The organism is Haloglycomyces albus DSM 45210, from assembly GCF_000527155.1.
In the GTDB taxonomy this organism is placed as follows: Bacteria; Actinomycetota; Actinomycetes; order Mycobacteriales; family Micromonosporaceae; genus Haloglycomyces; species Haloglycomyces albus.
Genome location: NZ_AZUQ01000001.1, coordinates 1200488 through 1221889, shown reverse-complemented (window position 1 = coordinate 1221889; position 21402 = coordinate 1200488). Strand labels below are relative to the sequence as shown.

17 protein-coding genes and 2 tRNA genes are annotated in these 21402 nt (G+C 59.5%); 4 read left to right on the top strand and 15 right to left on the bottom strand.

The annotated features are described in order from the left end of the window. The first annotated feature begins 232 nt into the window (after positions 1–232). Positions 233–1297: a hypothetical protein gene (locus HALAL_RS0105735; protein WP_025273084.1), complete on the top strand. Its 1065-nt coding sequence runs from the start codon at positions 233–235 to the stop codon at positions 1295–1297. On the opposite strand, the gene HALAL_RS0105730 is transcribed toward HALAL_RS0105735, so the two are convergent. From HALAL_RS0105730 to HALAL_RS0105715, 3 genes are all read right to left on the bottom strand, one after another. Beyond that, a complete protein-coding gene (locus HALAL_RS0105730) occupies positions 1294–2106 on the bottom strand; it encodes a hypothetical protein (protein ID WP_025273083.1) in 813 nt (270 codons plus the stop codon). The genes HALAL_RS0105735 and HALAL_RS0105730 overlap by 4 nt on opposite strands. Before the next feature lie 233 nt (positions 2107–2339). Next, a complete protein-coding gene (locus HALAL_RS0105720; RefSeq protein ID WP_029767460.1) occupies positions 2340–2699 on the bottom strand; it encodes an ArsR/SmtB family transcription factor in 360 nt (119 codons plus the stop codon). Between the two features lie 501 nt (positions 2700–3200). Continuing rightward, positions 3201–3977: an HAD family hydrolase gene (locus tag HALAL_RS0105715; RefSeq protein ID WP_025273081.1), complete on the bottom strand. Its 777-nt coding sequence runs from the start codon at positions 3975–3977 to the stop codon at positions 3201–3203. Positions 3978–4115: 138 nt separating this feature from the next. Here HALAL_RS0105715 and radA point away from each other — a divergent pair, with 138 nt between their 5' ends. Next, the gene (gene radA, locus HALAL_RS0105710) at positions 4116–5519 is read left to right on the top strand and encodes a DNA repair protein RadA (protein WP_051463050.1); all 1404 of its coding nucleotides are present in this window, start codon (positions 4116–4118) and stop codon (positions 5517–5519) included. 151 nt (positions 5520–5670) lie between these two features. Here the strand turns inward: radA and HALAL_RS0105705 are convergent. The 12 genes from HALAL_RS0105705 to dnaA all read right to left on the bottom strand — a co-directional run bounded on the left by HALAL_RS0105705 (position 5671) and on the right by dnaA (position 20262). Next, positions 5671–5746: transfer RNA gene (locus tag HALAL_RS0105705), tRNA-Ala, on the bottom strand. A 157-nt stretch (positions 5747–5903) separates the two neighbouring features. Continuing rightward, complete coding sequence (locus tag HALAL_RS18890) at positions 5904–6035, bottom strand: DLW-39 family protein (RefSeq protein WP_211240432.1); 132 nt, start codon at positions 6033–6035, stop codon at positions 5904–5906. 576 nt (positions 6036–6611) lie between these two features. Continuing rightward, positions 6612–6776 carry a hypothetical protein gene (locus tag HALAL_RS19455; RefSeq protein ID WP_425402656.1) on the bottom strand — a complete coding sequence of 55 codons (165 nt, stop codon included), beginning with the start codon at positions 6774–6776 and terminating at the stop codon, positions 6612–6614. A 463-nt stretch (positions 6777–7239) separates the two neighbouring features. Further along, positions 7240–7316, bottom strand: a tRNA-Ile gene (locus HALAL_RS0105690). Between the two features lie 187 nt (positions 7317–7503). Continuing rightward, entirely contained in the window at positions 7504–8313 is an 810-nt protein-coding gene (locus HALAL_RS19450; RefSeq protein WP_025273079.1) for a DUF3566 domain-containing protein, read from the bottom strand. A gap of 3 nt (positions 8314–8316) precedes the next feature. Continuing rightward, entirely contained in the window at positions 8317–10818 is a 2502-nt protein-coding gene (gene gyrA, locus HALAL_RS0105680) for a DNA gyrase subunit A (RefSeq protein WP_025273078.1), read from the bottom strand. Between the two features lie 76 nt (positions 10819–10894). After that, a complete protein-coding gene (gyrB, locus tag HALAL_RS0105675) occupies positions 10895–12853 on the bottom strand; it encodes a DNA topoisomerase (ATP-hydrolyzing) subunit B (protein ID WP_025273077.1) in 1959 nt (652 codons plus the stop codon). Positions 12854–13152: 299 nt separating this feature from the next. Further along, positions 13153–13620 (bottom strand): DciA family protein, encoded by a 468-nt coding sequence (locus tag HALAL_RS0105670; RefSeq protein ID WP_169732409.1) that lies wholly within the window; start codon positions 13618–13620, stop codon positions 13153–13155. Continuing rightward, the gene (gene recF / locus HALAL_RS0105665) at positions 13607–14773 is read right to left on the bottom strand and encodes a DNA replication/repair protein RecF (RefSeq protein ID WP_025273075.1); all 1167 of its coding nucleotides are present in this window, start codon (positions 14771–14773) and stop codon (positions 13607–13609) included. Before recF ends, HALAL_RS0105670 begins: the two co-directional genes overlap by 14 nt. A gap of 93 nt (positions 14774–14866) precedes the next feature. Continuing rightward, a complete protein-coding gene (gene gnd / locus HALAL_RS0105660) occupies positions 14867–15742 on the bottom strand; it encodes a phosphogluconate dehydrogenase (NAD(+)-dependent, decarboxylating) (protein ID WP_025273074.1) in 876 nt (291 codons plus the stop codon). A gap of 207 nt (positions 15743–15949) precedes the next feature. Continuing rightward, positions 15950–17098 carry a DNA polymerase III subunit beta gene (gene dnaN, locus HALAL_RS0105655; RefSeq protein WP_025273073.1) on the bottom strand — a complete coding sequence of 383 codons (1149 nt, stop codon included), beginning with the start codon at positions 17096–17098 and terminating at the stop codon, positions 15950–15952. A 1397-nt stretch (positions 17099–18495) separates the two neighbouring features. Beyond that, the gene (gene dnaA, locus HALAL_RS0105650) at positions 18496–20262 is read right to left on the bottom strand and encodes a chromosomal replication initiator protein DnaA (protein ID WP_035535044.1); all 1767 of its coding nucleotides are present in this window, start codon (positions 20260–20262) and stop codon (positions 18496–18498) included. A 594-nt stretch (positions 20263–20856) separates the two neighbouring features. Here dnaA and rpmH point away from each other — a divergent pair. Both rpmH and rnpA read left to right on the top strand, forming a co-directional pair. Next, positions 20857–20994 carry a 50S ribosomal protein L34 gene (gene rpmH, locus HALAL_RS18020; RefSeq protein WP_084472072.1) on the top strand — a complete coding sequence of 46 codons (138 nt, stop codon included), beginning with the start codon at positions 20857–20859 and terminating at the stop codon, positions 20992–20994. A 22-nt stretch (positions 20995–21016) separates the two neighbouring features. Further along, positions 21017–21400 (top strand): ribonuclease P protein component, encoded by a 384-nt coding sequence (gene rnpA, locus HALAL_RS17415; RefSeq protein WP_025273070.1) that lies wholly within the window; start codon positions 21017–21019, stop codon positions 21398–21400. The last annotated feature ends 2 nt before the right edge of the window (positions 21401–21402 follow it).

Sequence of the window (21402 nt, the reverse complement as noted above, 5' to 3'; positions counted from 1 at the left end):
CCCAGATCGCAGCCATAACACCCGGCCGAAACGCCGACACAATAATCATTACCGCACGTTTCCGGACGTAGTCGAGTACCCGATGAAGCGTCAAGTGCGAGCTTCGGTCATACTGGACGCACAGGATCAATGGGTAACATTCGAACACCGCGTTCGCCGAAGCCACGTTAGGGTGGCCAAGCGGAGGCGGCGATTTGTCATCGGATAACCGGTGGACTTGTTAAGGACGTAGATGAGTCGCACGATTGGACCGTTCCATGGCGTGTCAACCCTTCGGGTTGAAGGTGCCTATGAAATGTGCGCGGGCATAGATTCGCAGGGTCGCCCGGTCCACATCTTGACGCTGGGAACCTCTTCTTCCAAAGACCCGTCCCGTCGCGCGCTCCTCACCGACGCCGTCGCCTGGGCCCACGCCAATACCGGAATCGACGACGCCCCAGTGCTGCAGGCCGACTTGGACGCCGAGCAGCCGTACGTGGTGGTGCTGCAGGACAGAAACCTGCGCGGCGCCGAACGTATTCTCGAACGTCTCCTGTCCCTGGGGCCTCCGACGGGCCGTTTGCCGAAGGTGCAGAAACCCGGCGATACCACCAACACCTACGTCTCGTCTATGCCGCCTCCCCCTTCGCCCAGCCGGCCGCCCAAGCGTCCCCGTTCGCTCGTGCGCCCGATCATTCTCGGCCTGCTGGCCGTGGTCGTCCTGTTCTCCCTCACCGGGGGAACCTGGCTGATCTGGCAGACCTTCTCTCCCGAAGAACAATCCACGGCGTCGGGAGAGGACGACTCCGACACCGCCGAGGAAACCGACGACGGTCGCCCCGAATGGACGTCCGACGCTCCCTCCGAAAGTCTCGGCGGCGGACAGTTCGGCGACGAGGACACGTCGATCATGGCCGAAAGGGATTGGCCCGTCGCTTTCCGAGTACCCACTTCGTACAGCTGTCAGGGGGACGGCCGGGTCATCGACTGCACCACCCCGAACGACGGAACGATCGAAGTCACGTGGAACGAATGCCGAAACTGCGATCGGGACACGCGGCGAGCATTGCGGGACGACTTGGACCTACAGCCCATGCGGGAAGGGCAGAATCCGCAGACGGCGTTCCAGCATCGTGATGTCAGCTCTGGTTGGCAGGCTCAAGCGTCGCTGTTCACGCACACCATTCCCGGATCCGACGCCGAGCAGAGTCAGGCCCATGTCGTCGTCACCATTGATATCCCCGAAGCCGATCGCGATTCGGCTCAGAAGGTCTTGAACGACGTACTGAATCAAGTTTTGGCCGTGCCGGAATCTTAATCCCGATAACTTCTCCACGCCTCCAGAACGTCGTCCACTACATCGTCCTGGTAGATGGGCGGGTGTTCCTCCGGGGGTTCATAGCCCCTCTCTCGCACGGTGGATTCGAACTCGGTCCCGCTCAGCACCTGAGACAGATCATCCGCCGCACGACGTTGCGGCCCGTTCAACTGCGGATCGATAAGCATGGGGTAGGACAGCGTCGGGACCGCCGCGTCGGAAAAGCGCTGTAGACCGTCCCCACCCGAACGGCGAACGTCGCTCAGGGTTCGCACCCGGGGAGCGGACTCGCTGTCCCCGGCGGAGACGACATCATCGTCAACACCATAAGTGACCAGCCACAACAAATCGGCCGCGTCGTGCGCGGGATCGGTGACCCCGGCGTCTCGAGGTCTGTCGATATCGATTGAACCCTGCGCCACGCCAATGGGATTGGACACCACCGATTCTCGATACGTCTCCCACGAGCCCTCGGTGACCCCGCTATGATCGGTCCACAGAATCGTCTCGGGAATCCATACCTGGGTATCGGTAGAGGAGATCTCGGTCGAAGGGGAGCTGTGCAGTGCCACGCTGATACAAGAATCCACAAGGCGCTCATTGAGGTCGTAGTCGTCGACCACGTCGACCAAATCAGGGGATACGGTCACACTCAGAGAAACGGTTTCGGAACAACCGCGAACCTGGGCGATCGCGACGTTCAAGGTGTACAGGGTGACCACCGCGAAGAACAAGGAAAGGCTGACGCCGCCGATGAGACGTCGCCGCTCATAGGAGAGGCGGCGGGGTCTGCGGTGGCGTCCGGTCATGTGAACATTCTAATGGTCCCGCTCGATTCTTCAACTCCACGCAATAGTAACGTTACCGAACTCGACACCGATTCGATTCACGTTTCCCGCATGGAACCGGTCGGGAACGTCCGCTGAATTCGCCGCTACAAGAGTGAGGGACCTCCGCGTGCCTAACCTAAAGCATGGCCGGAACGCGTCGAGGTCCCTCCTCATGTCCCACGGATTGGAGGCCCTTCTGCGAGGCCCCGGCATTATTTGCTGGAACGACGACGCTTCGGAGGCGTCAAGAGGTCGGCAATGGTACGCATGGTTTCGGGGACCAAGTGGAAATAGGCCCATACTCCACGCTTGTCGCGCTTGACGACACCGGCCTCGGCCAAGATGCGTAGGTGGTGACTGATGGTGGGCTGAGACAGGCCCAGCGGATCGGTCAGTTCCGCGACGCAGGCTTCTTGGTCGGGCGAGGTCTGGATCATGCTGATCAGACGCAGGCGATTGGGATCGGCCAGCGCTTTCAGAACACCGGCAATACGCTCGGCGTCGTCTTCGGGGATGACATCTCCGCCCACAGGAGAGATTGGAGTCGTCACTTCTTGAGTCAGTCGTGCCATTGTAATTCCTTCCAATAGCTATAGTTCTTGGTTTCTAATAATTCTCTGAAAGTGTTTTCAGAACCCTCTCAGGAAATCCCTTAAAACCAAGTGGTGTTTTAAGATTTCGTTTGCCCGTCACCGGCTGAGCATTACAAGAACCCTTGTTCGATCAGCTGGAAACTTAAGTCTGCGGCAGTGCGCCTCACACTTACTGAAAACCGTCCAATTCGCATTAGGTTACGCAGTCCCCCGAGACTTCCGCAGAACAGTCCACAGTTTGTTGCCTAGCTTAAGACTTTTGAAGCCGCAGCTGACTTTTCCAGTCTTACATAAGAGCATACTCGCATGTCCTGTACTGAGAACATTACTAACATGCCAACACTCTTCCTAGACGCATGATCGCTAGTGAGACAGAATGAGACTACCAGGGATTATATTCAGATACTCCGATGGACACGCACTTTGTGTCATATATAATGCGATAGAATTCACTATCTAAAAGTGAGTTGGGCCCGGACTTCATCGTAGCCAACGCCGCCATGCCCAAAACCCGACAACCGCGAGAGCCGCCACGGCGACAAATCCCGTTCGCATTTCTTTTCCGCACGGCTTCCCTTCCCGTGTCGGATCATTAAACGACAGCAATGGCCAACCTTCTGATTTTCCAAGTTTACGCAAACTCTTGTCACCATTGACCACACGGGGATTTCCCACCGCCCGCAGCATGGGTTCGTCGGTAATCGAATCCGAATATGCAAACGACGCAGACAGGTCGATGTCGCGATTTCGGGCATAGTCCCGGATCGCCTCCGCTTTTGCCTGCCCCGCGGCGTAAAATTCGACTTCCCCCGTGTACATTCCATTTCCATCCGTACGCAATCGCGTCGCGATCACCTCGGGGATACCAAGCGAATCCGCGATCGGGGAGACGATGTCGTACCCGGAGGCACTGATCAACACCACGTTCCGGCCCGCGTCGAGATGCCCCCGAACCAAATCCAGTGCTTCAGTGTAAATAAATGGCTGGATGAGATGATCCAGCGTCTCCATCACGACGTCACGAACGGTCTCAGCCGACCACCCACGCGACAGATCGGCCAAGTAATTCCGGGTACGCTCCATCTGCCTGCCGTCACCGCCCCCGATGCGATAGACCAGCTGACCGTACGCCGCCCGGAGCACGTCGCGTCGCCCCAGCAGGCCAAGATGATACAACGGCCTCCCAAAGGCGAGAGCACTTGATTTGGACACGATCGTCTTGTCCAAATCAAAAAACGCCGCAGAACGTGGAACCATGCTTAAAGTGTAATATCTCCACCCGACGAAATCATGTCACCGAAGCGTGGCGCCGCCTCCAGGCAACACCCATCGGCGTGCCACAGCGGGAATCCCTCGTCACCCCAAGCGTCGCAGCTCCGCCCTATGCTGGGGTCCATGCCGAAAAAGACCAGGGTGAGTTTCGAATGCCGCGAATGCGGACACCGGGTACCCAAGCTGCTGGGACGCTGCCCCGAATGCGGTTCGTGGGGTTCAATGGATGAAGCGGCACCACCACCGACCACCGCACCCGACCCTCGATCCTCACAGCGTCGCCTCCCTTCACAGGAGGCGCGCCCTATCAGCTCCATATCCGCCGAGCAGGCCGCCAACGTCCCCACCGGCATCAGTGAACTTGATCGGGTCCTCGGTGGAGGACTGGTTCCCGGCGGCGTCGTCCTGATCTCCGGCGAACCCGGAGTGGGTAAATCGACCCTCCTGCTGGACTGTGCCCACCGCTTCGCGCAAACGGGTCGGCGTAAATCCCTCATTGTCACCGGCGAAGAATCGGCGTCACAGGTACGCCGCCGCGCCGATCGCACCGACAACCTCTCCGAGGGACTGTATCTCGCCGCCGAAACCGACCTGGGTGCCGCACTCAGCCATATCGACAGCGTACGGCCGGGACTGGTGATCATCGACAGCGTCCAGACCGTCATGGCCAACGACGTAGAAGGAGTACCCGGGGGAGTAACGCAGGTCAAGGCCGTTGCGAGTGCGCTGACCGCCGAGGCCAAGAACCGCAATATGACCGTCATCCTGGTCGGACACGTGACCAAGGAAGGCAACATCGCCGGACCGCGAGCCCTGGAACACCTGGTCGATACCGTCGTGCATTTCGAAGGGGACAAGCACTCCAGTCTACGTCTGTTGCGGGGAGTGAAGAACCGCTTCGGCCCTGCCGACGAGGTGGGATGCTTTGAGATGCGCGAAGACGGCATCGTCTCACTGCCCGACCCGTCAGGACTGTTTCTGGAAGACAGCCCCGAGGAACCCACCCCCGGCACCTGCGTCACCGTGACCATGGAAGGACGTCGAGCAGTACCGGTCGAGGTTCAAGCCCTGGTCGGCAAATCCGTCAAGGACGGCGCCGTGCCTCGCCACACCGTCTCCGGGCTCGAAACACCGCGACTCAACATGATCCTCGCCGTTCTGACCCGACGCGGAGGAATACCCCTCCTGGATCGCGAGGTGTACGCGACCACCATCGGCGGGATGAAGGTCCGCGAACCGGCCAGCGACCTGGCGTTGGCACTCGCCATCGTCAGTGCTGAACGAGAAATCGCCGTCAGCGCCGAACTGGCCGCCATCGGCGAGGTGTCACTGACCGGGCAGATCCGCCGAACCGTCAATGCGGACCGACGTCTGTCCGAGGCCGCACGGCTGGGTTTCACCACTGCGCTCGTGCCACCCGGATCGGTAACGGAGAAACCTCCCCGCATGACCGTCGTCGAAGTGGAGACCATCAACGACGCCAAACGCGAAGCGGCTCGAGCCTGGGCGCGCCGACCGTCGAAATAATCATCCACGTCCGCCGAGACGTCCCGGACGGTTATTCCGAAGTAAAAGAAAAACCGCCGATCACGACTGAAGATCCGGCGGTTCGCGTTGAAAGTGATCCCAATTTGGTCTGAGAGCCGCCCAACAGAATCTGTTAGGCGGCTCTATTTCCTGGTGGAGCCAAGGAGAATCGAACTCCTAACCTCCGCCTTGCAAAAGCGGCGCTCTGCCAATTGAGCTATGGCCCCGTTCAACTGCGATGTGCAAGCCTCATGGCCTGCGTTGCATATGCAAATCCATTTAGATTGCGCATCGCACGATCAACCCACTCCGTCAAGTATGGCCTAAAACAATCCTGACGCGGTCGGCCACCTAGACGAAAGTGAGTTGCACAACTGGTGTTTGCTAGTAAATCTCCTCTGGAGAGGTGGTGGCCTCGTGCCACAGAGCGCGCTCCTCGTTGATGGTTTTGACTTTCTTGGCCACCACGAATGCGACGGTCGCTGCGCTAGCGACTACCAGCAGTTTTTTCCACATTTTACGTAAGTCTCCTCAACAAAAATAAGATGTAACGATGACGACTGAGCAGCGGAGACAAACCGTGTCACCAAGAGCCTCATCGCACGTTTACTCAAGCATAACGAACCGAATCAGACCCTCTCAACAAGCTTCGCAGCCTGGGACGTGATCTCACTGCCACATTGAGCGTCGCTGAGAATACCGAGAAGCCGATTCGGCGTGTCCATGGTAATCATCTTCGGCAAGTATCCGGGGCCTTTCCGGTTTTACACACCCTAGGAGTTGATCTGATTTTGGCAGGATTAAGGACCTCTGTAACCCCGCAACCGTGGGAAGCGGTCAACGCGACTGGAATACCACACCTATATCCGAACATTGCTCCAGAAAGTTCGGGAATGGTCGTCGAAAGCTGGAAAGAACGAGGTGCCGCCATTAATACGGCAGGAGGGCCCACTGCCCGATGACATGTTCCACGCCACCGTAAATCTGCGGTATTTGCGGCCACTGGAGACTGTCTTGCGGATATTTCGGAGGGGTCTATGCCGCCTTAACCGTATTCGACTTTGACGAGCCAGAGAAGCCGGTCTCGGGTCGTCACGAGCATTCTTGCATACGGGGGCCGACTTGATCCAACGCTGCCGAAACCTGCGCACGGGTTATTTCCGTCTTAGAGGATACCGTAAGGGTGTTGGTAGGGCGATCAATGTGCGCCGACTCAACACCGTCGATGGCGGACACGGAGTTCGCTATCGAGGTCATGCAGTCGCGGCAACAAACCGACGTAAGCACGTACTTGCTGTCCATGGTTATTCGTCTTTCACGTGAAGGCGCGTCAATCAGATCAATCGGTCTTAGATTTACATAGAGATACTTCACTGTCAAGGACGGAAATCCAGCTCGTAGAATTGCCGGCCACCTGGACCGCCGATTGGCACCTATGAGGTCGTCCACTCCTCCCCGCTGGGGCCCGGAATACGTCCTGAGGAGCCCCGGATCCAGCGACGCTCGCCCTTAACGCCGTCACACGCCGCGAGGTCTGGCATGGTGAACCGCGGCGCGGGCACGTCAGGTATACGACGGAGGACCCTCGAGCCATACACCAGACACATTGGGATAGAAGACAGTCACCACGGATTCGGGACACAGGATTAACGACCCGAAACAAAATAAAAAACCCAGTCCAACTTGAGGTGGAACCACCCCGTTGAACTGGGTTATTAGCTGGTGGGCGTACCTGGACTCGAACCAGGGACCTCAGAGTTATCAGCTCTGCGCTCTAACCGCCTGAGCTATACGCCCCTACGGGCTCACATCGCCCTCAGCAACATAAAAGAGAATACATGACCGCACGCGCGGCTCGACAGCGGGGATCGCATAAAAGGGACCGTCGTCACGGTCGCCCTTCTGTTCCACCCGTGCCTGTCCCATAGAAAACGGGCCGGGAAGCCCTTCAACGGCTGACCCCGGCCCGCGACGCCTCTCAGCGTCAGTCCTTTTCCGCCAGCGTGACTTCAATTCCGCCGACCAAATCCGAACATACGTTGTAAATAAAGGCCCCCAGCGTCGCCAAGGCCGTAAACAACACCATGTTCACCACGCCCAGCACGGCGGCCACTCCGATAACGCCCTTGGCCGTCACTCGGAAGGGATCGGACTCCTCATCCGTCCCACTGGTCGACATGAACGTCGAAATCATGTCGTTAATAGTCGCGAAAACGCCCATCGCATCGAGAGTGATGTACAGGACGGTCGTCGCCACCACGATGACGATGAACATCACGACCGACAGCGCGAAGGAGAATTTCATGACCGACCAGGGATCGACCCGCTTGACCCGCAAACGGGCCCTCCGCGGCCCACGCCCGGTCGCTTGGGAAACGGCCGCTCGGGCGGCCCGAACGGCATCCGCTACCCGGGCCGACGACGTCGGCCCGGCAGGTGGAACGGCCCCTGGTGCCGGTTCCTCCGGTTCCGTGGGCGGCGGAGTCATTCCTTCCGGCCGGTTGAAGGTCACCGTCTCGTCCGGCACATGCGTGGACCCGCCGTCCGATGACGAAGAATCCTCCGGTGCGAACGACTCCACCGCGTCAACACCCTGATGGGGCGGCGTGGCGGAGTCGCCGTCACTCGCGGACGCGCCTCCGACAGCGCTCTCCTCGGTATCCGTCACCTCGCCGACTGAGTCATCGGTTGAGTTGTCAGATGTTGCTTTTTCCTCGGGAGCCTGCTGCGACTCCGCACCGACCGGGCGCTCTTCCTCGCGCTCGGTACCGGCGGTTGCTCTCGCGTCCGTCATGGTCTATTGTTCTTCTTCCTGCCCGTCGTCTGGTTCTTCAGCGCTCTTGGTGACCGCCAACAGCGACACATCGTCGGGAAGATCGATGAGTTTGACCCCCATGGTATTACGGTCGGTGGTTTGGCGCACGGGTTCCACAGGTGTTCTGATGACTCCGCCATTGGACGTAATGGCAAAGAGCTCATCTTCCAAGGTCACCGCCAGCGCCCCCACAAGGTCACCACGTTTCTCAGTAATCTTAGCGGTTAGAACCCCTTTACCGCCGCGGCCCTGTTGCGGATAGGACTCGACCGGAGTCCGCTTGGCATAGCCACGCGTCGTCGCCACCAGGATGTCAACGTTGTCACGAACCACCATCATGGTCAGCAACTCGTCGTCGCCCACAAACCGCATGCCGATGACGCCCGACGTCGCCCGTCCCATGGGTCGCAGAGATTCATCCGAGGCGGTGAACCGAATCGACTGGGCCTTACGCGACACCAGGAGGAGATCGGTGGACTCGTGAATCAGTGCCGCACCGACCAGTTCATCTCCGTCACGCAGGTTGATTCCGACGATGCCGCCGCTGCGCGGGGAGTCGAAATCAGTGAGCTTGCTCTTCTTGACCAGCCCGTTCTTGGTGGCCAAAACCAAATACGGCGCTTCATCGTATCCCCGAATGTGGATGACCTGGGCGATCGTCTCGTCCGGATGGAAGGCCAGAACATTGGCGACATGCTGGCCCCGAGCGGTCCGACTCGCTTCCGGCAGCTCATAGGCCTTGGCACGGTATACCCGCCCCTTGTTGGTGAAGAAGAGCAGCCAGTCGTGGGTGGTGCAGGTGAAGAAGTGGCTGACGATGTCGTCCTGCTTCAGCTGTGCACCCTGCACGCCTTTACCGCCACGCTTCTGCGACCGGAAGGAATCGACCTTGGTGCGCTTGACGTAACCGCCGTGGGTGATGGTGACAATGATGTCTTCGCGGGCGATCAAGTCCTCGATCGACACCTCACCGGAATCGGGAACGACGTGCGTCCGACGCTCGTCTCCCCACTTCTTGACGACGTCCTGCAGCTCCGCCTTGACGATGTCGCGCTGCCGCTCGGGACGGGCCAGAATGTCCTCCAGATCGGCGATCTTGGTTTCAATGTCGCTCAACTCGTCCAAGATCTTCTGACGTTCCAGAGCCGCCAGCCGGCGCAACTGCATGTCCAGGATGGCGACGGCCTGAATCTCGTCGACGTCCAGCAGGTTCATCAGTCCGGCTTTGGATTCCTCTGCCGACGGTGCCCGTCGAATGAGGTTGATCGTCTCGTCGAGCATGTCCAGAGCCTTGGACAGACCGCGCAGGATGTGGGCCCGCTCCTCCGCTTTCCGCAGGCGGTAACGGGTCCGGCGTTGAATGACCTCGATCTGGTGGTTGACATACAGACGCACCATCTGAGCGAGGTTCAGTGTGCGGGGCACTCCGTCCACGAGGGCCAGCAGGTTGGCACCGAACGTGTCCTGCAACTGGGTCTGTTTGTAGAGGTTATTGAGTACGACCTTCGGAACGGCGTCGCGTTTGAGCACGACTATGAGCCGCATGCCGGTACGTCCGGAGGACTCGTCGCGAATGTCGGCAATGCCCTCGATCTTGCCGTCCTTGACCAGCTGCGCCATACGTTCGGCCAAGTTATCGGGGTTGACTTGGAAGGGAAGTTCGGTGACGACCAGCTGAGCCCGTCCCTTGGTGTCCTCTTCCACCTCGACCACGGCACGCATCTTGATCGACCCGCGTCCGGTGCGGTAGGCCTGCTCGATGGCGCTCCGCCCCAGGATCGTCGCCCCCGTGGGGAAGTCCGGTCCGGTAATGAGCTTCATGACCTCTTCGAGGGTCGTCTCCTCGTCGGCGTCGGGGTGTTCCAGACACCAGAAAACGGCGTTGGCGACCTCACGAAGGTTGTGCGGCGGGATCTTGGTCGCCATTCCGACCGCGATCCCCTCAGAACCGTTGACCAGCAACTGCGGAATACGCGCAGGCAGAATCGTCGGTTCGGTGGCCTTGCCGTCGTAGTTCGGCTCGAAGTCGACGCTGTCCTCGTCGATGTCGCGCAGCATTTCCATCGACAACGGCTCGAGCCGACTTTCGGTGTAACGGTGCGCGGCCGCGGGGTCGTTACCCGGCGACCCGAAGTTGCCCTGCCCGTCGATCAGGGGATAGCGTAGCGACCACGGTTGAGCCATACGCACGAGCGTGTCGTAGATGGCGGTATCACCGTGGGGGTGGAACTGCCCCATGACGTCACCGATGACGCGGGAACATTTGACATAACCGCGATCGGGACGGTACCCGCTGTCGTACATAGCGTAGAGGATCTTGCGGTGGACCGGCTTGAGCCCGTCCCGGACATCGGGTAGCGCGCGACCGACGATGACGCTCATGGCGTAGTCGAGATAGGCGCGCTGCATCTCCTCTTCAATACCAACGGGTTCGACAACTCCGCCGGTGGGAATCGCGGATTCGTTATTCGTGGTCTCTGGCACGGTTATTTCCTTGAAGTTCGATCAGATTGATGGCCACCCTCGGAAGTCGACGGCCGGTCGACTTCCCGGAAATGTCTTAAATGTCGAGGAATCGCACGTCCTTGGCGTTCTGCTGGATGAAATTACGACGACTTTCGACGTCTTCGCCCATCAGGACGCTGAACAGTTCGTCGGCGATCGCCGCGTCGTCCAACTTCACCTGCAGCAGCTTCCGGTTGTTCGGGTCCATCGTGGTCTCCCACAGCTCGGTGTAGTTCATTTCCCCGAGACCCTTGTACCGTTGCACACCATCACTCTTACGCGGGTCGGCCTTGCCTTGGGCGATCCCCTCTTCGACCACCCGGTCGCGTTCGGCGTCCGAGAAGACGTAGGAGACCACGTCACCCTTCTTGTTCCACTTGATCTTGTACAGCGGCGGCTGGCTCATGTACACGTGTCCGTTTTCCAACAAGGGACGCATAAATCGGAACAGCAAGGTCAAAAGCAGCGTATTGATGTGGTGACCGTCGACATCGGCGTCCGACATGAGGATGATCTTGTGATACCGCAGCTTCTCGATATCGAAGTCCTCCTGGACCCCCGTCCCCAGAGCGGTGATCATGGCCTGGACTTCATTGTTCTTCAACACCTTGTCCAGGCGGGCCTTCTCTACGTTGAGGATCTTACCGCGAATAGGCATGATCGCCTGGGTACGCGGGTTACGGCCCTGCTTGGCCGAACCACCGGCCGAATCACCCTCCACAATGAACATCTCGCATTCGGCGGGATTGGTGGATTGGCAGTCGGACAGCTTACCGGGCATCGATGAGGATTCCAGGAAGCTCTTCCGGCGGGCCAGCTTCCGGGCCTGCTGCGCGGCCTTACGCGCCTGAGCGGCGGAAGCGGACTTCTGAATGATGACCTTGGCTTCCTTCGGGTGGCGATCCAACCAGTCGGGGAGCCACTCGTTGCAGATCTTCTGCACGAACGAACGCGCTTCGGTATTGCCGAGCTTGGTCTTGGTTTGCCCCTCGAACTGAGGTTCGCGCAGTTTCACCGAAATAATGGCCGCCAGACCTTCGCGAATATCCTCACCCGTGAGGCGATCCTTATCCGTCTTCAGAATCTTCTTTTCCAGGCCGTAACGGTTAATCGCACTGGTGAGTGCGATCCGGAACCCTTCCTCGTGAGTACCGCCCTCCTTGGTGTTCACCGTATTGGCGAAGGAGTGCACCGACTCTCCGTACGACTCGTTCCACTGCATCGCCAGCTCCACGCTCTGACCGTCTTCTTCGGCCGTGAAGTAGATGACGTGTTCGTGGATGGGAGTTTTGGTGGCATTGATGTGACGCACGAAGTCCGCGATGCCCTCGGCGTAATGGAACACCACTTCGCGCGGCTGACCTTCGTCGTCGAAGTTTTCGGGTCGCTCGTCACGAAGCGTCAAGCTGAGGCCCTTGTTCAAAAAGGCCGTTTCCTGGAGACGCCGATAGATGGTCTTGTAGTCGAATTCGACGGTCTCGAAAATGGTGTCATCGGGCCAGAACGTCAAGGCCGTACCCGTCTCAGAGGTTTTCTCTCCGCGATCGAGTGGGCTGGGAACGGCGTTCTTATAGCTCTGACGCCACACGTAGCCGTCGCGTTTGATCTCAACGTCGACACCGGTGGAGAGGGCGTTGACGACCGATACACCCACACCGTGCAGACCACCGGAAACGGCGTAGGTCTGCGAATCGAACTTACCGCCGGCGTGCAGCACGGTCAGTGCCACCTCGACACCGGGCTTTTTCAATTTAGGGTGCTCGTCCACGGGGAAACCGCGTCCGTTGTCGACGATGCGCACTCCGCCGTCGGCTGTGAGGGTAACCGATATATCGGTGCAATACCCGGCCAGCGCTTCATCGACCGAGTTGTCCACGACTTCCGAAATGAGGTGGTGCAGGCCCCGCTCACCGGTGGACCCGATGTACATACCGGGGCGCTTCCGCACGGCTTCCAGACCTTCGAGAACGGTCAATGAGCTAGAGCTATAGCCTTCGTCTTTCTTAGCCGCCACCGGCCACTCCTTCTGTTTTATGTATTGCGGACCAACACACGGTGTGAATCACGAATGACTCGAATACCCCAGTCTGATCCACAGGTACGACACCGAGCGTGTGGGATATAAGACACATGGAATTTCAATGCTTGCTCAATGATACCCCACCGAATCATACTTTGAGTCTTTAGAGCCGCCCAATGTTGTCATTGACGCATTAATTCCCGGAGCCACAAGGGGGTCCACGCGGGCGAGTTACCTAAAGCTGAGAAAGCAACCTGTGAGGTTGTAAATACCAGGTTCGCTCTTCCGGTCGTTCACCGGTTGCGGACCCGGCGTGGCCCGTATGAGGGACGCTGCCCGGCCGGCCCCTGAATGTTGAGCTCGCGAACCACTGTGGACCCGACTTCCGCGACAATTGAACGGTACAGGCGTTTCGAGATCAATCGCAACTGCGTCGCCCACGCGCTCGACTCCGCCACCACGGTCAAGCGACCGTTCTCCAGTCGCTCCGGACGGCAGTGGCGGGCGATATCCGGGCCGACGATCGATTCCCAGCGCCCGAATACGGTGTGATCGGCAACCTGACGCCGCCAGCCGCGCTTACGCGACAGCTGATCCAGCACGTTTTTCAACGATTGGGGATCACGGTCGTCCGGGTGGGCACCCGACCATTGCCGGGCCGCCGCTCGGCGCGAACGACGCGCTTTGGACCAGTTCTGCCGCGAACGCGGTGCGGCGAAACGAGGCGAACCCTCATACTCCCCGAAATTACGTTTCACCACGTTGAACCCTGTCCTCCCAGACGTTGAAGCGCGTTCCACTCAAGTCCGCTGGAACGTCCGAGGATACCGCACAGGTCACCAGGGTCTGCGGAGCCTCTTGAGCGTACTCGGCGAGTCTGCGACGACGGCGTTCGTCCAATTCGGCGAAGACGTCGTCCAGGATGAGTACCGGGGCGACCCCGTCGGCCGACAGCAGCTCGAAGATTCCCAAACGTAGAGCCAGAGCCACCGACCACGATTCCCCGTGCGAAGCATAGCCCTTGACCGGCAGGGGACCCAGACTCAAGTCCAGGTCGTCGCGGTGCGGCCCTACCGTGGTGGTCCCACGTTCCAAATCCGCCGATCGAGCGTTACGGAGCGCTTCGGACAACAGCCGCGTCAACTCCTCCTGGGAACGGGGCAAATCCCCTTCGGAGGTGGCCTCCGTGGTACCAGTGGGAATCGAGCAGCGATACCCCAGGGACAGATCCCCGCGTCCTTCGGCGATATTGGCGTGGGCCTTTCCCATCGGTTCGACCGAATCGTCCACCACCGCCAAACGGGCGGCCATGAGGTCGGCGCCCAACATCGCCAGATGCGAATCCCAAGCATCGAGCGTGGCCAGATCGTTTTCCCCGGGGCCCGTCGAGGAGGTCTTCTTCGCCAGGTAAACCGAACGCAACAAGGTATTGCGCTGTTTCAACACCCGATCGTAGTCCGAACGGGTGGCGGCCAGACGCGGCTGCCGCGCCGTGACGGCCTCATCCAGAAAACGGCGACGAACCGCCGGTTCACCGCGTACGAGTGCAAGGTCTTCGGGGGCGAAGGACACCGCGCGAAGGGCGCCCAGCAGATCTCGGGGTCGGGGAAGTTTGGAACCGTTGAGGCGGGCTTGATTCGTTTTGCCCGGAATCAGTGCCAGGTCGGCCCGAAGGCGTCGCCCGTCATGGAGAATCTCGCTGCGGATCAGGGCCGCTTCCTGTCCGGCCCGCACAAGCGGAGCGTCCGACGATACTCGGTGGGAACGCAGCGAGGACAGATAAATCAGGGATTCGACCAGATTCGTCTTACCGTGGCCGTTTGGCCCGATGAGCAGGTTCGGTCCCTGCTCGAATTGGATATGCGCGTGCGACCAAGAGCGAAAATCCGTCAGTTCCAGTTGAGCCACATGCACGACTCGATTGTACCGTGAGACCGTCCACGCTACGTGCGGCGCGAAGCGAGAGTGGGTTGCCGCGGTGTCGGACAACCCGACAACCCACCTTGGTCATTCGGGCTTCACCGCATGCCCGCCGAACTGCTGCCGCAGTGCCGCCACGGCCTTCATGGTGTCGGAATCCGGATCACGCGAGGTGTATCGCGCGAAAAGAGACTCGGTGATCGCCGGTAGTGCCACTCGCAGCCGTATCGCCTCCTCGACCGTCCAGCGCCCTTCACCGGAATCGTCGACCCAGCCGCGGAGCTCGTTAAGCTCGGGATCGTCTTCCAACGCGCGGTCAAGCAGGTCAAGAAGCCAGGAACGGATCACCGTTCCATCGCGCCAGGATTTGACCACCGCTGGAACGTCGGTGACGGCCTCAGAAGCTTCCATGAGCGCATACCCCTCGGCGTACGCCTGCATCATTCCGTATTCAATACCGTTGTGCACCATCTTGGCGTAGTGACCGGCACCGACTCCTCCCGCGTGCACGAAGCCGTATTCCCCTTCGGGTTTCAGGGCGTCGAAGATCGGCATGAGATGCCGCACATGATTGGTAGCGCCCCCGACCATGAGGGCGTAGCCGTTTGCCAGGCCCCAGACGCCGCCGCTGACTCCGGCGTCCACGAAGCCGATGTTCCGTTTCGCCAAAAGTTCGGCGTGGGGCTGATCGTCGGAGAAGCGGGAATTTCCCCCGTCAACGACGACATCACCGTCCGACAGCAGATCCCCCAGCTGTTCAATCGTGGATCGCGTCGCCTCGCCCGCCGGAACCATTACCCACACCGCTCGGGGAGCCTCCAGTCGCGATATCAAATCGGCGAGATCTCGAGAATCGCTGATATCGGGATCACGGTCGTATCCGATCACCTCGTGGCCCCGGTCCTCTAGGCGCTTTTTCATATTGCCGCCCATTTTCCCGAGGCCGATCATGCCAAGTTGCATGAAACTCTCCTTCGGAGTGACTACCTACTCATTCGAATCCCCAGCAACGTCAGAGTGCGGTGAGAATTCGAATGAGTTCTTGAAAAACCTACTCTCACAGAGTTTCACGGGCGAACCGGTTTTTCCCACGATTCCGGGAAGCTCACCGTCGATGCCGTTTACGGTTCCCAGCAGATACTCCGACCGAAGGTTGCGGACGGGTAAGTCCTAAGCGTCCCAACGCAGCGGCTGCAGCATGTAGAGGTAGCCGGCGTACTTGTCCTGCTCTTCCTCATCGGCGTCGGGTTCGGCTTCCCCGGCGAGAACGACGGGCTTACCGGCCTCGTTCATCTGGAAGGCCGCCACGGGAGAGTCGATGGCTCCCAATCCGTCGAGCAGGTACGCGGGATTGAAGGAAATACGTCCGGAGTCCCCGTCCAGGCGGCAGTCCATGGTTTCGGAGGCATTGGCGTCTTCGGCCCCACCGGCCTCCACCGTCAGTCCGTCCTCGTCGAAGCTGAGGCGAATCGGGGAGGTCTTATCGCTGACCAGAGCCACACGTTTGGCGACTTCGGTGAGCTCGGCCGTGCTCACCCGCAGAACCGTGCTGAAATTCGTCGCGATCAGAGTACGCAGCGGGGGGAGCTGGCCGTCCAGAACGCGGGAGGTCGTCTGCCGGCCGCCGGCTTCGAAACCGATCATTCCGGGGGAACCTTCCCCTTGTGGTACGGCCAGGGTGACCGGGCCGGACATACCCGCGAAGGTGCGCGCGGTGTCGGACAGGGCTTTGGCGGGAACCAAAACGTTGACGTTGAGATCGTCGGCACTGGGTTCCCATTCGGCGTCGCGAATGGCCATACGATAGCGGTCCGTGGCAAGGAAGGAGATCTGACCATCGGTCAGCTCCAGCTGTACCCCGGTCATCGTCGGGAGGGTCTCGTCCTTACCCGCCGCGACGGCCGTCTGTCCAACGGCCTTGGCGAACCCGGCGGGCGAAATCGTTCCGACGGCCTCCGGCATCTCGGGGAGGGCCGGGTAATCCTCGACCGGCATGGTTGGAAGCGTAAAGCGAGCCGACCCACAGGTCAGTTCCGCATGCGGGCCGTCCGCAGTGAACTCCACCGGCTTGCCGGGAAGGGCCTTGACGATCTCGGCCAGCAGCTTCCCGCTCACCAAAGCGACGCCGGGTTCTTCACCGGTAACGTCCACCGAAACGCGGGTGGAGATTTCGTAGTCGAAACCAGAGATGGTCAGTTGTCCTTCGGTCACCTCGAGACGGCAACCGGCGAGCACCGGTACCGAGGGACGGCTGGGCAGGCTTTTAGCCGTCCACGTGACCGCATCGGAGAAGACGTCCTTTTCCACATGAAATTTCATATCGTCTGGCTTCCTTGTTCGCTGGCGGGCGGGGCCTCACGGCTCTGGCGCGGGCGTTTGACTGGCCCACAACCGAATGTAGGGATGATTTTAAGGCGTCGGCACCCGGTCGACAATGCCGACACTGCCGGGTGCTGTGAGTGTCGTCGACCCCGTATGTGCTTCTGCCGCAGTCTCTTGCTAAGCGCCGCAACGAGGTCAGGATTTCCCATTCCACCGGAGAGTGGTTGGGGCGAAGGTTTCGCTCTCGAGCCAAGTCCTGCATCGATCACAATACCATTCGCTGCCGGACGGGTGAGGATGCGGAGGGCGGGGGAACGGTTGCTTGGAACGAAGTGAGCAAAACCAATTCAGCTACTAGATAATTCTTCTCTAGGTATAACTCTTCATCGTAGTAGTCGGTCTTGTGGATAGTGTGGATAACCGATGTTTTGGCAGCGTAACACGGTACCACCCCTGTGGACGAATTGTGGATAAACTGTGGATAAATCGGCAAGTTATCCACAATTGAAGTGTGATCCAGACTTGTCCACAATTCGTCCACAGGGTTATCCCCAACTTTTCCACAGCTTTTCCACACCCTTATCCACAGGCAAAATAGAAGCAATTCTCACAGAATTTTATTTGTCCACAATTTATCCACATCCTATCCACAGAAATACCGTAGTTATCCCCAAGATATCCACAGGTTATCCACAGACTTATCCACAGGCCTGTGGATAAAAAGTGTGACGTGAACCGGCCAGAGCCGTTGATTCGGCGTGGTGCGGTGCCTGTGGAAGGAGCAATCGTCGGCGAGACGGAATGAGTGATTTGTCATGAAGCCGGGGCCGTATCGATTCCACGGTGAGGGATTACGAGTCGAGGACGTATCTGAGATATGCGGTCCAGCGAAGCTTGTTCAGGCAAGGTATGCAGGGCGTCCTGAAGGTTTCTAATGCGATATGCGAAGTCACTTAGGGACGAAGGATTGGGCCGAACCGGTTATAAATTCTGTTTGAGTGAGAACGCCACCAAGCCGTCTTGGTGGCCACACGACGCCGTACGGCACGTGCGGGACCGACCTGGGACCCGGGGTCCCATCCCGATGCTGTCACGTCCACCAATGACCGATTGGCGAGCCGCTAACAATGTGCGCAGCGCGTGTACAGCGGCGGTAGAGCTGCCTGTGATTCCTAAAGAGCTCAACCACCACACCATCCCCAGGGGTGCGCCAACCGGCGAGCCGCTAACAACGCGCGAAGCGCGTGTGTATGCGGCGGTAGAGCTGGAGAGGAGCTTAGGTTGTTCCAGGTGCTGCAGATTTACGCGAGGAGGATTCGTCGCGACCTTCAGGTCGTGAGAATCCCCCGCAGCGTAAAGATGTAGTGCCTGGGGCAGGCTGAGCGGTCACCCACCTACCCAGATTGTTTGAGTTTGTTGGTCAGCTCCGAGATTTGGGTGAAGATCGGGCGGCGTTCGGCCATCTGCTTGCGGATCTTCTTGGTGGCGTGCATGACTGTTGTGTGGTCACGTCCCCCGAACGCCTGGCCGATGCGGGGCAGCGACAGGTCGGTCAGTTCGCGGCATAGGTACATGGCGACCTGCCGCGCGTTGACCAGAATCCGGGAGCGGGACGTGCCTTTCAGGTCGGCCTGTGAGACGTCGAAATACTCGGTGGTGACCTTGAGGATCTGTTCGACCGTCACTTCCGGAGCTTGACCGTCCTCCGAGATGTAATCGCTCAGTACCTCGGCGGCCAGTGATTTATCGACCGTCTTTTGGTTCAAACTGGCGTAGGCGGTCACTCGAATCAGGGCGCCTTCGAGCTCCCGGATGGAATGATGAATCTGCGTGGCTATGTATTCGACTGCGTCGAAGGGGACGTTGAGATCGTCCTGAACGGCCTTCTTGCGCAGAATGGCGATGCGGGTCTCCAGGTCCGGTGGCTGGATGTCGGCCAGCAGTCCCCATTCGAATCGGGTACGTAGGCGGTCCTCCAAAGTCTGAAGCTGTTTGGGGGAACGGTCGGAGGAAATGACCAGCTGTTTATTGGCGTTGTGGAGTGCGTTGAAGGTGTGGAAGAACTCTTCCTGAGTTCGTTCTCTCTTGACGAGGAACTGGATGTCGTCGATCAAAAGAATGTCGACGTCGCGGTAGCGCTTCTGGAAGGCCAACATGCGCTTTTCCGTGACGGAGTTAATGAACTCGTTGGTGAATTCTTCGGTGGTGACGTAACGGACGGCCTGGGCGGTGCCGAGCTTGACGGCGTAATGGCCGATCGCGTGGAGGAGGTGAGTCTTTCCCAACCCCGAACCGCCGTAGAGGAAGAGCGGGTTGTAGGCCATGGCGGGGGATTCGGCCACGGCGAAGGAGGCGGCGTGCGCGAAGCGGTTGGACGAACCGATCACGAAGGTGTCGAAGTTGTAACGCGGGTTGAGGCGGGCAATTCCGTCTCCCGCCGTGTGGGTTCTTTTGACCGTGGCGGGTTCGGATATCGTTCCCCGGCGATCGGGGTCGGGGTCTTCAATGGGTGGTGGTGCGACGGTCGGCCGCACGGTGCTGTCGGAGTCCGCCGTAGCGGATTCGGTGCCGTCGTCTACGGTCTGGTCGCCGTTCGGATTGCGGGGCTCTGCGGGGGCGATTTCGGTTTCGCGGCTGTAGGGGTCGGGTTGTGGGTTGTTGCGGGGTGGAAACGTCGGTTCCAGATGGCGTGGGGCAGTGTGGTCTTGATTGGGATAGAGGTCGGCGGATGCGGTCGGGGCCGGTTCTGGTGTTGGCGCGGTCGCGGCCTGAGCGGGAGGAGGGGGAGTGAGATTAGCTTCGGCGGTATCGAACAGAGTTGGGGGATTGCCGGCGTCGTGGTGGTTCTGGGCCGGCGTGGGGTCGGTGGTTTCAGTCGTCGCGGAGCTGGAAGCGGAGCCTTCCTGATCCTGCATGGTCACCATCATGGTGGTCGGCTGTCCCAGCCGTTCGCTGAGTGCTTCGGTCAAGAGGGGACGCAGTTTGCCTTCAAAGACAGAACGAGCGATTTTGTCGGGGGTTTCGATGATGAAAATGCCGGGGGAGGAGATAACCGGTTTGGAGAGACGCATCCACGCCTGTTGCTGACGGGTGAGTTTGGAGGACGCTGTGAGGGCGTTGGTGACGTCGGCCCACACAGATGCCAATTTGTCATCAGTCACCGTTTTACCTCCAGAGTTCTGCCGCGATTGGTGCACCACAGTCAAGTTTTCCACAGGTTATCCACAGGCGCGAGAGCGCCCCTCCGAGCGCGCCGTCACTTGGGGGACAAGGTGCTGAGACAGGTTATGAGCTGGCTTTATATTTCAACTGGGATCACTGACTCGAGTGAACGCGGCGGGGGGAATATGGGCGAGAACATAAGTTATCCACAGGTACGGTACTGCGGTGGATAAACCTTGTTAACGGTGGCTGCTTGGCAATGAGTCGCCCGCCTCAACCTTGCCCGGACGGATTCACGACGGGCGTGGTGACCATACGGGGGCGGTAGCGCTTGGTGCGACGGAACGGGAGGGAGCCCGCCGTAACGAAAAATGTGAACCTCGTGTTGGATGTGCCATAGATCCCGGTGGTGGGGTGGGGGCACCACCTTTACATCCTGCTAAACTCGACGAGTTCTATGTAATTCGAGCAATATACCGCGAACGTCTTCGGTCCGGTTCCGCACATAGTCGACATGGCTTTCATGTCGGTCTGCGAATCCGTCGAATGTTTCGGTGAACGCTCTACTAATCAACGTCTCGGGAGAAGCTGTCGTGAGTAAGCGCACTTTCCAGCCGAATAACCGCCGCCGTAAGCGCACCCACGGCTTCCGGCTGCGTATGCGCACCCGTGCGGGTCGCGCCGTCATCAACGCACGCCGCAATAAAGGCCGCAAGCGCCTTAGCGTTTAAGGCGTGGCTTTTAGGCAACCACATGCTGTCCCGTACTGCTCGCCTGCGTCGTCCGCAGGATTTCGCGGCGGTTTTTAAAAAAGGGAGTAGAGCAGCACGTGGAGGCGTTGTCATCCATTGGCTTACCCGCTCGGCGGACGCACCGGTTGTGACCGCCCGAGCGGGTTTTGTCGTATCCAAAAAAGTCGGCAATGCGGTGGTGCGAAATCGAGTCAAGCGTCGCCTGCGCGCGATTATTGCCTCTTCCATGCCGAACTGGCCCGGTACCGTCGATGTCGTGGTGCGGGCTACCCCGAGAGCGGCTGATCTGAACTGGCTCCAACTGCGGCGAGACGTCCATTCGGCGCTTGATCGAGCCATGGAAAAGGACGGCCGTGGACATTCTCGCGGGGGAAAAGGACGGTGATC

Coding starts and splice junctions, on each gene's coding strand:
- HALAL_RS0105735 (WP_025273084.1), top strand. CDS start 233: ATGAGTCGCACGATTGGACCGTTCCATGGCGTGTCAACCCTTCGGGTT.
- HALAL_RS0105730 (WP_025273083.1), bottom strand. CDS start 2,106: ATGACCGGACGCCACCGCAGACCCCGCCGCCTCTCCTATGAGCGGCGA.
- HALAL_RS0105720 (WP_029767460.1), bottom strand. CDS start 2,699: ATGGCACGACTGACTCAAGAAGTGACGACTCCAATCTCTCCTGTGGGC.
- HALAL_RS0105715 (WP_025273081.1), bottom strand. CDS start 3,977: ATGGTTCCACGTTCTGCGGCGTTTTTTGATTTGGACAAGACGATCGTG.
- radA (WP_051463050.1), top strand. CDS start 4,116: ATGCCGAAAAAGACCAGGGTGAGTTTCGAATGCCGCGAATGCGGACAC.
- HALAL_RS18890 (WP_211240432.1), bottom strand. CDS start 6,035: ATGTGGAAAAAACTGCTGGTAGTCGCTAGCGCAGCGACCGTCGCATTC.
- HALAL_RS19455 (WP_425402656.1), bottom strand. CDS start 6,776: ATGACCTCGATAGCGAACTCCGTGTCCGCCATCGACGGTGTTGAGTCG.
- HALAL_RS19450 (WP_025273079.1), bottom strand. CDS start 8,313: ATGACGGACGCGAGAGCAACCGCCGGTACCGAGCGCGAGGAAGAGCGC.
- gnd (WP_025273074.1), bottom strand. CDS start 15,742: ATGCAACTTGGCATGATCGGCCTCGGGAAAATGGGCGGCAATATGAAA.
- dnaN (WP_025273073.1), bottom strand. CDS start 17,098: ATGAAATTTCATGTGGAAAAGGACGTCTTCTCCGATGCGGTCACGTGG.
- rnpA (WP_025273070.1), top strand. CDS start 21,017: ATGCTGTCCCGTACTGCTCGCCTGCGTCGTCCGCAGGATTTCGCGGCG.